7 protein-coding genes are annotated in these 10,627 nt (G+C 35.2%); all 7 read right to left on the bottom strand.

Going from position 1 to position 10,627, the window contains the following annotated elements; genetic code table 11:
• Positions 1-5 precede the first annotated feature (5 nt).
• On the bottom strand, positions 6-1,433 hold the full coding sequence (locus tag HPY79_03800) for a bifunctional metallophosphatase/5'-nucleotidase (protein NSW44932.1): 1,428 nt from the start codon (positions 1,431-1,433) through the stop codon (positions 6-8).
• A 12-nt stretch (positions 1,434-1,445) separates the two neighbouring features.
• Complete coding sequence (locus tag HPY79_03805) at positions 1,446-2,495, bottom strand: arsenic efflux protein (GenBank protein ID NSW44933.1); 1,050 nt, start codon at positions 2,493-2,495, stop codon at positions 1,446-1,448.
• Between the two features lie 54 nt (positions 2,496-2,549).
• The gene (locus tag HPY79_03810) at positions 2,550-3,674 is read right to left on the bottom strand and encodes a glycosyltransferase family 4 protein (GenBank protein ID NSW44934.1); all 1,125 of its coding nucleotides are present in this window, start codon (positions 3,672-3,674) and stop codon (positions 2,550-2,552) included.
• Positions 3,675-3,738: 64 nt separating this feature from the next.
• Positions 3,739-6,582, bottom strand: coding sequence for a fibronectin type III domain-containing protein (locus HPY79_03815; protein NSW44935.1), 2,844 nt, complete (start codon positions 6,580-6,582; stop codon positions 3,739-3,741).
• 123 nt (positions 6,583-6,705) lie between these two features.
• Positions 6,706-8,397: a glutamate formimidoyltransferase gene (ftcD, locus tag HPY79_03820; GenBank protein NSW44936.1), complete on the bottom strand. Its 1,692-nt coding sequence runs from the start codon at positions 8,395-8,397 to the stop codon at positions 6,706-6,708.
• 121 nt (positions 8,398-8,518) lie between these two features.
• A complete protein-coding gene (locus HPY79_03825) occupies positions 8,519-9,088 on the bottom strand; it encodes a DUF3575 domain-containing protein (protein ID NSW44937.1) in 570 nt (189 codons plus the stop codon).
• The coding region (locus HPY79_03830; protein ID NSW44938.1) for a T9SS type A sorting domain-containing protein at positions 9,085-10,627 on the bottom strand (1,543 nt) is incomplete at its 5' end. The genes HPY79_03825 and HPY79_03830, both read right to left, overlap by 4 nt.

The following is a 10,627-nucleotide window of genomic DNA, read 5'->3' on the forward strand; positions in this document are numbered from 1 at the left end:
TCCATTTATTTATGTATTATTTCGCTACTTGTTGCACCAGCATAATTAGCTGATTTTATTTGTGAAAGAAACTTCATCAAAGCATCGGTGGTGGTCATTTTGGTTGATTGGCTTTCTCCTTGTTTGCCAAAACGATATGCATTGCATAAATAACTCCCCATTGCTACCGTATATACTTTATTTTCATCCAAAGGTTGATTGTTATTATCGAGCAATTCAATTTTTGCAATCTTATTAACATCGTTTAAATATACACGCGACTTAAATCCAGCAGAAAAAATATCTAACTTCCCTTCTTTATAATATCCATATTGAATCATTTCACGAAGATTTTCGGGTTTTAGTTTACAAATCATCAACTCGTTGCCAAATGGGTCTAATTCGTACAATTGCCGAACGGTTACTGCACCTTTGGGCAACATATGCACGCGAATACCACCCGAATTCTGAACTGCCAAATCGGTTTTGGCAATTCGCTGCAATGCATCGGTAAACAATGAACCCAAAGCCATTTCGCCCTTAATGGTATCGCCTATATAGCCCACAATTTTCTTAAATTCGTCGTTGTTGTTATAAAATTCGACCTTACGTAAAAGTGCAGTATCGGGTTGAATATTTTTATTGATTGGCAGCAAGGTATCTTTAACTGAAACCACTTTCTTATTTACCACTTTTATCGTCATCATGCCCAGATATTTTAAATAATTCTCGGCTTGCACAATGGGGACGCCATTAACAACTTTCATGGGTTGTAATGCTTTATGCGAATGTCCTCCTACAATAGCTGTTATTTGTGGAGCTTGTAATGCCAACAACGAATCATTATCGACTCCCATATGCGATAATACAATTCGTACAGGATATTTTTTCAATGTTGGCAATATTTGAAGTGCCATTTTTTTACCCTCTACAAATCCAAATTCTTTCACTCTATCGGGGTGGGTATCAGGAACCCCATGCTCTCCTACCTGCGTAATGCCTAAAACCGCCATTTCAATATCATCTATTTTAAAAACTTCAAATGGTTTTGGTTTAGAAAAATATTTTGGCATTTTTACCATATTGCTAACTACCACAGGATGTTTTAGTTCGGAGATTCGTTTAGCTAATACCTCGCCACCAAAATCAAATTCGTGATTACCAATAGTAGAAAGCGAAAATGGCAACATGTTCATTAAATCAATGATGGGAAAACCCTTCTCGCTGTATTTATCCACTATTGGATTACCACTAAACAAATCGCCCGCCGAAAACAAAAACACATGCTTGTGCTTTGCCTGAATTTCTTTTACCATGGTAGCCAAATAAGGCATTTTATCGATTTTACCATGCATATCGTTGACATGCAAAATAACGATTTCAGTTTCTCTTGCTGTCTGTGCAAAAAGAAAATACGGAACAAAAATTAACAGAACGAAAAGTCTTTTTATCATAAATTAAATGTTTTAAAAACCTATTTTAATACCAATAAGACCTACTCCAATTGCTATAATTATTTTAATGAATTTAATCCAAACAAAAGCCTTTTTATCTTCTGCTAATAATGGAATACCGGCATGCCCCTCCTGCACCAACGAATTAGCAAAAAGAATACTAAAAGGTATCAATCCTTGCATAAATAATGTAAAAAAGAATAAATGAGGTCCTGAAATAGGAAGAATACCTATGAATATCGATAAAAGTAACATTAAAAACAAATTATTTGAAACTAAATGGTCAATGGGGTAAATTAATTGCAAAATTTGAATGGCAAAAATAGTTCCAAACGACCACAAAAATAATCGAACAAAATGCTTTTTCAACACATGTCCCCAAATATGTTCTTTAAGAAAATGTTCTGGTACAGTCATTACGATAAACAAAGACACTAATGATAAAATAAAAAAAACTATCGATTCAGGCGATAATAAATCATGTTCATGCTCAGCATGATCGGCATGTTCGGGGAATAAAATATTTAGCGTTAGTAAAACAATAATTGCCGTTAGAAATGCACGCTCTATTGTAATTTTTCTAAAATTATGAGTAATATCTACCACATGAGTATGTTCAGAATGTTTACAACAATCTTCATCGTGCGTTTCAAAGTGTTTTTCTAAATTGACAGTTGGCTTCAACTTAATAACCATAAAAAGCAGTCCTAATAAAATAGCGGTAATACTTAACCAAAGGGTTAATTTGAAAGCTGTTTCGGGGGATGCTGAAAAAATAACAAAGGCTTCATCGCCAAAAGTAGCAATAGTAGCTCCTAACAGTGCAAAAAAGCCAAAAATATTATGAGAATACAATGAAACCACTGCAAAAGTTCCAGCGCATCCGGGTGTTAAACCTAAAAAGATTGAACTTGAAAGCTGAAAAAAGTTGTTTTTAACTAACCCCTGATTCCATTTACCCGATGTTTTAACATTGATGTATTCGATAACAATCATAAGCATCAGTACAAAGCCCGATACCATCAATGTTTTTTGAATCAATTCAAACCATTCCCCATGCATAACATTATTTTTTGCAAATCTAATAAAATTCAAAGCAAAGAAATAGGATTGTAGCTACTTTAACATTTTTTCAATAGCTTCCCAAAATTTTTCAGCAGAATTATCCCACGAAAAAACCTGCACTCTACTAAAACCTTTTTCGATAAGCCTTTTTCGATAAGGTTCATCGTTGACCAATTGGGTCATTGCTTGAGCTATCTCTTGCACTGAGAGCGGATTAACTAACACAGCTGCATCGTCGGCTATTTCGGGCATAGATGTAAGGTTAGAAGTTATAACAGGCACACCGCATTGCATGGCTTCAACAATGGGTACTCCAAAACCCTCAAACAACGAGACAAACAACAATGCTGTAGCTCCCCCCATAAGCTTACTTGCTTCTTCGTCATTTAACCTACCGGTAAATACAATTCTTTCTTTGTGTACTACTTTCTGATAATCTTTTTCCATTTCTTTATCAGAAAACATCGCTCGTCCACCTATAACCAGATAATAATCAGATTTTTGTTCAGTCAAAAAGGCATCGAAAGCCAACAACATTCGCCCAATATTTTTACGTTTGTGCAACGAACCTAAATAAAAAAAGTAAGGTTTACCACCGGTATATTTTTGTCGAATGGCGACTTTTTGCTCGTGCGATAATACACACACAGGTAAATTTGGTGCATTATACACCACATCAACTTTGTATTCAGGAATATTAAAATATGAATATAAATCTTTTTGCGTATATTCTGAAACAGCAATAATACGATGAGCTTTGCGGACAAATTTTGGAAAAAAGTAGCGATAATAAATTGAAGTAAGCAATGGTAAATTCTCGGGATGGTGCATAAAATTCAAATCGTGCACAGCGAGCAAAGTCGGAACTCTAGCCCTAAGCGACAAAAAATGATCGGGCGAAAAAAACAAGTCAATTTTATATTTTTTAATTATACGAGGCACGGTCAATTCAAACCATAGCACATACAAAAATGGATGACGTGCCGGCAAACCGGCAACGATAGGAATTACATTATCAGCGTAGATAAATTCCTGATGATACGGTCTATCGAACAAAAAATAAAAAGTGTGCTCAGGGTGATTTCTTACCACTTTTTGCATTAACTGATGCGTATAGAAACCTATTCCTTCAAGCTTTCCGTGTAATAATAACCGTGTGTTGACCAAAATATTCATCGCACAAAAGTAATAAAAAAGGGCTGTCGTACCAACAGCCCTTTCATTATTAGATTTTTTTCAGTTATCGAACAATATTAATTTTTTGTGTAATAACTTGGTTACTGGTTACAACTTTAACCATATACATACCTTGAGCTAAGTTAGCAACATTAGCCGTATTGGTATGGTTGAATTCAGCAACTTTTTGGCCGTTGAGGTTAAAAATTTCAATGCTTAATGCATTGTCGTTTGCAACGGTTAAAGTATTCACTACAGGGTTGGGATATACAAAAACATTGCTCAAATTATTTGTATTTACATTACTACTTTCATAAACTTCAACTTTGTCAAGTAGCATGTAGAACATATCGGTGCAATTGTAATGACGGAAAGCAATGTAAATATTTTGACCGTTGTAAGCAGCTAAAGGAAGCATAACTTCTTTGTAAATAGTATCAGCAGCTGTTAAAGTATAAGTATAAATGCTTGTAAAATTAGCAGGAGCATTTCCAGTTGTTGAAACTTCTACACCAAAATATTCAGCTGGCCAATCAGGATCTTGTGGTGCAATGTGGCATTTTAAAACTATATTAGCATTAGCAATAGTTAATTGTGGAGTAATTAAATAGTTATTAGGAGTAAGTGCTCCGCTAGCCGAAGTCCATGAAGCCGAAACAGCAGCAACATCGCCATCATATATTCTCCAACCTTGTGTTGAAGCATTTCTGGTTTCCCATTTATTATTATCACCATCTGCATCTAAGTTAATCCAACATTGTGGAGGGAATACTGAACCTTCAAAACTTTCTGTAAATGGGAATGTATTATATGCATCGCAAGGCAATGTAAAGCTAACTGGCTGTGAAGTCCAATAACTTAAATCGCCATTACCACAGTCGGCTTGTATATATACATCGTAAGAAGTTCCTTGTGTTAAACCTGTTAAAGTGTAAGGATTAGATGTTACATTTATCACCGTACCTGTACCATGTGTAAATCCGGCAGGTCCATACTCGATATTCCATGCTGTTTCGCTTCCTCCAGCAGTCCATATTAACTGAGCAGATGTAGTGGTAAGGTTGGTTACAGTTAGATTAGTTGGAGTTAAACACGAAGGGGGAGTACAACTAGAAGTAAATGTAAAAAATGTTGAACCACCTGCGGGAGCAGAACCTTCAGCAAAAGTAGTCAATGTACCTCCGAAAGGATCTTTCAATGTAAAACCACATTCAGTATCGTAGCTACCACTATTAAATATTAATTCAACGTTAGCATTAGGGCATAACATTACGGTATCATTACCTGAAGTTCCAGTAGTTAATGTAAAATTACCAACTAATATACCTTCTTGATTTATAGTAATACTTGCCCCATTCCAACCATCACCATAGCTATCGGTAAATTCTAAAATATAACCACATTTATTAGCAGGATTGCAATGATCGGTTGTAAAAACAGTAGGACCTACCCAAACGGAATTTCCACCTGAATAAACAGCACGCATATATACATCGTAAGTATTATCAGCAATAAATCCATTAAATGTAAAAGGATTTGTTGTAGTATTAAAAGTAGGAGTACCTGTTGGAGTAGTTCCGTGTAAAACGACTTCTATGTCCCAACTATCAGGTGAGCCTGATGTTTGTGTCCAGTTGATGGTTGCTGAAACATCTGTTATATTAGTAACTGTAATATTAGATGGAGGAATATAACCAATCCATTCAGTAACCGATGCAGGCAAGCCATCGCCAGAAGCATTGGTGCAAACTACTTTAAAAGTATGATATCCAGGAGTAGAAACGGTCAATCCGGTAAAAGAATTCATTCCACCAATAGACAAATCGTAAGTCAAACCATTTACTAAAACATCATCAACATAATATGAAATAGAAGTTATTGAAGCTAATGGATTCCCGGCAACGTCTAATGTAGGATTGGTCCAAGACACATCATACGTTAAAGCACCATTTGCATCAGGAACTACCGTTAAATTAGCAGGAGCAGCAGGAGCAGTTGGCGAAGCAGTTGTAGCTATTTCAATAACAGCAATTTTATTAGGATCCTGTTGGAAATTAGCTAAAATAACAAAATAACCTTGAACTAAAGTAGTAGAGCCACCCAATCCGCCAGCCAATGCCGCAGCGTCAACGCCAGATATAGTAGATAAATCGTGTGTTTCGTCAATGGTATTATTAGCAATATTATACTTTAACAATACTACATCTGAGGGCGTACCAGCTTGACTAAAAGCCCACAAATAAGGTCCGCCGGCTGAAGTACCATCGAAGGTAGTGCCATAAACACTTGCAAAAGCAGTAGGAGGGGTAATGGTTGCAATAAGAGAGCCATCCATTTTATGAGAGCTCAATGTATTCCAATCGCCTGTCCAAAAGCCACCATTTCCACCGTCGAGTGTTGGGTCGTACGATAAGTGTCTAACCGTTGCACCACCCATTGGAATAGTAGCCACTAAGGTTTTATTTACGAAATCCATTTTATAAATACTGGTAGAAGTAGCACCTGCACGTCCATAAAAATAGGTACCATCATAAGCCAAATCTCGAATACCAGCAGCGACACCAGCAATGGTAAAAGAATCGAGCAACGTTCCATTTAAGTCGTACTTTCTAATATAGGCATCTGCTGACCATTTAGCAGTATAAATGTATTGTCCATCGGTTTCAACAGCTTGTTGACCTGATGAATTTGCATTGAAATTGTACAATACATCCCATTGAGCCTTTGTTACATTGGCATGATGAATAGGCTTATTCAAAGAGGGACAGATTTCGCTTGGCGAAACTGTTTTTTTGATAGCTGATTTTGTAACTGCATCTTTTTTAGAAACAGCTTTTTGAGTTTGAGCAAATACCGAAGAAGCCATCAGCAAAACTCCTACGCTCAAAAATAGTAATTGTTTTCTCATATTATAAAATTTTAAATTTGCGAGACAAATATAAAACTTTTTTTAATATAACAAAATGATTTTTGAATAAAAAATGCCAGCAAAATAATCTTTTGCTGGCATCATAAAAAGTTCTTTATTATATTATTTTATTTTGCTATTAACTATTTCTAATATTTTTTTCTCTAATTCAATAGCTTTCTGTTCAATTTCAGCTCCTTGTGCTATAATATGTTCAACAAATTTTTTATCTTCGTATGAACTGCAATTTATTTTTACATTGAGGTAAGCTCCCATTACACAACTACGAGCTGCAATGGCTCCAACACCTGCATCTGTAACAGAGTTTGGATTACCAGAATCTGCCATTGCAAGCATTACTTCCATTGATTCATATGCTGTTTGCATCACTTTGAAAGGAATTTCAATAGCATAGCGTGTAGCATTTTGTATAGCTTGTTTTCGGATAGCTTTTTCTTCGTCCGTTCCTTTAGGTAACGAAAATGCATCCATTATTTTATTAAATGCATGGGTATCTTCGTCAATCAAAAACAGCAGTTGTTCGTAGTATTTTTTACCTTTTTCTGCCCAATTGCTAAACTCTTCCCAACGCTCGTCCCATCCGGGTTTGTGTGATGAGAGATTAGCGACCATAGTACCCAATGCAGCTCCCATAGCTCCCATGGCAGCCGAGATAGACCCACCACCCGGTGCTGGCGATTCAGAAGCTGTTTCGTAAACAAAACCTTTCATGGTTAAATCAACCAACTTTTTCGATTTTGCTTCGTTTTCTTGCAGAATATATTCAATAATTTTCTTTTTAGGTTCAAACGGATAGAGCTCATTTAAGCCTAACGATTTTATGGCAATCTTCACAATTTCTTCATCGGGGATGCCAATGGAACGATGTTGTTTTTTTAGAAAATATTTACCAGCATCGAGCATTGCTTGAAGTGGTACGACACCTACTATTTCGCTACCAGTTACACGCACTCCACGTGCTTCGGCTTTTTTACAAACTTCTTCGAAAGCAACATGCAAGGGTGTTACAGTAATATCGGTTAAATTTAGCGATACCTGTGCAATTCCAAATTCTTCGATATACCAACCAATGCCTTTTACAGCTTTTAGTGTACCCGGCTGCCATATTTCGTTACCATTTTCATCTTTTTTAATTTTACCAGTAAATGGATTTCCTTCTCGAACTGGACGTCCTTTTTCACGTACGTCAAAGGCAATAGCATTAGCACGGCGAGTAGAAGTTGTATTTAAGTTTACATTGTAAGCTATCAAAAAATTACGAGCCGAAACAGCTGTTGCACCTGTTTTAGGCACAAATTCGGCTGGACCAAAATCGGGTTTCCATTCAGGCTTTTTGAGTTTATCGGGCAAACCTTCGTATTCGCCAGAACGAACGTATGCTAAGTTTTTACGTTCGGGCGTAAATGCAGCAAACTCATAGCAGTAAATAGGATATTGCAATTCTTCGCCTAAACGTTTTGCCAATTTTCGAGCATATTCTACCGTTTCTTCCATGGTAATATTAGCAACAGGAACCAACGGACATACATCCATAGCACCAAAACGAGGATGCTCTCCTTTATGTTTAGTCATATCGATAAGCTCTTTTGCTTTTTTACCTGCTAAGAAAGCTGCTTCGCATACGGCTTCGGGTTCTCCGACAAAAGTAACGACTGTTCGATTGGTAGCTTTACCTGGGTCAACATCAATTAATTTAACACCTTCTACAGATTCTATAACATCAGTAATCTGTTTAATTATGTCCATGTTGCGACCTTCGCTAAAATTTGGTACACATTCGACTATTTGTTTCATTGCCATAATTGGTTTATGCTTTAGTTTGAACAAATTTTTATTCGTTTCAAAAATAACTAAAAAAAATAGTAAAGTTAATTTTTGAATTCAATTTTAATGTGTTTTAAAACAATTTTCTTTATTAAAATCGGACGCCGATACCTACATGTAAATGTATAATACTACCAGGTCCAAAAGAATACCACAAAACATCATCGAATAAATCATAAGTTTGATTATCCTTTAAAATCATTCTTGGAGCGGTCATTTTATTTATATTAAAACCTGCAAAAACATCTAGAGGAATTTTATCATTAATATACCATTGATATCCTATTGCAGGTCCTCCACCGTAATTATAAAATGTAGTCAAATGCTTGGTCGACAGTGTATCGGTTGAAGTATAATAATGATACTCTAAATTGCTTTGATAAATACCCCCCATCAATTTCAATTGTAAATACAAGCCTTTTAAATTTTCAGAAAAAAAATAAAAACGCACAAAAGGATCAATACGCAAACCTTGAAAATATGCATAATAAATATTTAAATAGGACCCTATTGACCAATCTTTACGTTTTAATTGTTGTTCATATTTTATCCTTACTTTATTTACCAAGCCTAATGGAGCAACGGTTAATGTTTTAACCTGCCCCATTAAGCTAGAAAAATAAATTATCGTTAAAAGTATAATTATACTTTTTTTTATCATTGTTTAACAAACTTATAATTATAGGCATTGCCATTTAAAAGCTTTATAGAAATAAAATAGATACCATTTTCTAAATTATCGACATAAATATAATTTTTGGAATTAAAAATTTTTTCTTGAATAAATTCTTTTCCATCAATTCCATATACACTTATTGCATCGATAGTTAACGATGTTGATTCAACTACTAAGTATTTTTGAGTTGGATTGGGATATACATAAATACAATTATTTGGATTTGGAGTAATTTCAGATACTCCTAATAATATTGTATCGGAATAGGTTGAAGTACAATGTGCATTTGTAGCTGTGTAGGTATATATATAAATTCCATCTTGGTTATATTGATGATATGGTGCAAAATCGTTTGCAGTTTGACCATCGCCAAAATCCCAAAAAGAATTATCAACATATTGCGACTGATTATTGAAAACAACATAATAAGGTGCTTGCGAGTTAATTACATTGGTTTGAATTTGAATTACCGGAGCTTGCCAAATATTAATAAAACCACTTTGAGTTAAAGTATCGGAGCCATTACTATTAAAAGCAATAAGCGTTACATCATAGGTTCCAGCATTATTATAAATTACGGTTGGATTAGGTTGATTGGAATTATTAGGTACCGCTCCATTAAAAATCCAATGAACAGAATCGCTAGCTATACTTTGATTAGTGAATTGTATGGGCGTGCCCGAACACGCTTCGGTCGTACTCGATGAAAATTGAGCTAAAGGTAAATTTCCATTTGGCAAATAAAGTGCACCATCAGAAGTATAAATATTTGATTTTATTCCTGCATGATTAACTGCCCTAACATTTACATAATAAGTAAAACCTGGTGTTAAGGTAATGTTTGTTGTAAAATTATTATTTAGTTGAACATTCGTCCAATTAACGACATTGCTATCACCCACTGAAGTTCCAACCGAATACCAGTATTCTTTAATACCTGAATTATTATCTGTAAAAGCAAGCCAATTAGCTGCAATATTGTTTAATGTAGTAATAGTATCTACATCAGTAGCTATACCATCTTGAATCGTCGCATTATATGTTGGGGGTGTCCAATCAACATTTAAATCATGGTATTCAATAGCCGATAAATTGTTGTTTGCATCGACTACGATCGATTTAATTTTTGCACCATAGGTGGTTGAATTGGGATTTTGATAACGAATATCTTTGCTGCTATCGCCCACAGTTACCGTAACTTGCGAATAACGCGAACGATATACTTTCAGTTCATCAACATTCAAAACAGCATTACCGGTTCTAAAGCTGATATAATTACCATTGGTACTGTATGGCGAGGGGTCTGTCCAACTTCCCAAATAAACATTATCGCGCCAAACAGCTATGCGACCAGTGGTGCGATCGTAGGTTATTTTAAAATCGTACCATTGATTGATATTCGTTACTATGTTTGATACTGTATTTTTTAGTGTAAAAGTATCGTTCACCACTTTGTAAAATTGCAATTGTTGATCTTCTACCCTAAACCAAACAAAATATGAATTGTGCCGATTGGCATAATTA

This window comes from Bacteroidales bacterium, from assembly GCA_013314715.1.
Lineage (GTDB): Bacteria > Bacteroidota > Bacteroidia > Bacteroidales > GWA2-32-17 > Ch61.